Here is a 1,651-nt window from a genome sequence, read left to right on the forward strand (position 1 = left end):
AAAAACCCGCACGCCGGAAGACCAAGGGTTCCTGTCCAACGTTAATCGGGGCAGGGTGAGTCGACCCCTAAGGCGAGGCCGAAAGGCGTAGTCGATGGGAAACAGGTTAATATTCCTGTACTTGGTGTTACTGCGAAGGGGGGACGGAGAAGGCTATGTTAGCCGGGCGACGGTTGTCCCGGTTTAAGCATGTAGGCGGAGGTTCCAGGTAAATCCGGTACCTTATTAACGCTGAGGTGTGATGACGAGGCACTACGGTGCTGAAGTAACAAATGCCCTGCTTCCAGGAAAAGCCTCTAAGCATCAGGTAACACGAAATCGTACCCCAAACCGACACAGGTGGTCAGGTAGAGAATACCAAGGCGCTTGAGAGAACTCGGGTGAAGGAACTAGGCAAAATGGTGCCGTAACTTCGGGAGAAGGCACGCTGATATGTAGGTGAAGTGGTTTACCCATGGAGCTGAAATCAGTCGAAGATACCAGCTGGCTGCAACTGTTTATTAAAAACACAGCACTGTGCAAACACGAAAGTGGACGTATACGGTGTGACGCCTGCCCGGTGCCGGAAGGTTAATTGATGGGGTTATCCGTAAGGAGAAGCTCTTGATCGAAGCCCCGGTAAACGGCGGCCGTAACTATAACGGTCCTAAGGTAGCGAAATTCCTTGTCGGGTAAGTTCCGACCTGCACGAATGGCGTAATGATGGCCAGGCTGTCTCCACCCGAGACTCAGTGAAATTGAACTCGCTGTGAAGATGCAGTGTACCCGCGGCAAGACGGAAAGACCCCGTGAACCTTTACTATAGCTTGACACTGAACACTGGTCCTTGATGTGTAGGATAGGTGGGAGGCTTTGAAGTGTGGACGCCAGTCTGCATGGAGCCATCCTTGAAATACCACCCTTTAATGGCTGGTGTTCTAACGTAGACCCGTGATCCGGGTTGCGGACAGTGTCTGGTGGGTAGTTTGACTGGGGCGGTCTCCTCCTAAAGAGTAACGGAGGAGCACGAAGGTTAGCTAATCCTGGTCGGACATCAGGAGGTTAGTGCAAAGGCATAAGCTAGCTTGACTGCGAGAGTGACGGCTCGAGCAGGTGCGAAAGCAGGTCTTAGTGATCCGGTGGTTCTGAATGGAAGGGCCATCGCTCAACGGATAAAAGGTACTCCGGGGATAACAGGCTGATACCGCCCAAGAGTTCATATCGACGGCGGTGTTTGGCACCTCGATGTCGGCTCATCACATCCTGGGGCTGAAGTAGGTCCCAAGGGTATGGCTGTTCGCCATTTAAAGTGGTACGCGAGCTGGGTTTAGAACGTCGTGAGACAGTTCGGTCCCTATCTGCCGTGGGCGCTGGAGAATTGAGGGGGGCTGCTCCTAGTACGAGAGGACCGGAGTGGACGCATCACTGGTGTTCGGGTTGTCATGCCAATGGCATTGCCCGGTAGCTAAATGCGGAAGAGATAAGTGCTGAAAGCATCTAAGCACGAAACTTGCCCCGAGATGAGTTCTCCCTGACTCCTTGAGAGTCCTGAAGGAACGTTGAAGACGACGACGTTGATAGGTCGGGTGTGTAAGTGTAGCGATACATTGAGCTAACCGATACTAATGAACCGTGAGGCTTAACCTTACAACGCCGAAGATGTTTTGGCGAA

The 1,651-nt window shown here is 52.7% G+C and carries 1 rRNA gene; it reads left to right on the top strand.

Annotated features, from left to right (window positions below):
• Nucleotides 1-1,626 (top strand): 23S ribosomal RNA (locus OGY13_RS01830); the annotation flags it as partial.
• Nucleotides 1,627-1,651 lie beyond the last annotated feature (25 nt).

The organism is Citrobacter sp. Cpo045, from assembly GCF_030332875.1.
Classification (GTDB): Bacteria; Pseudomonadota; Gammaproteobacteria; order Enterobacterales; family Enterobacteriaceae; genus Citrobacter; species Citrobacter portucalensis.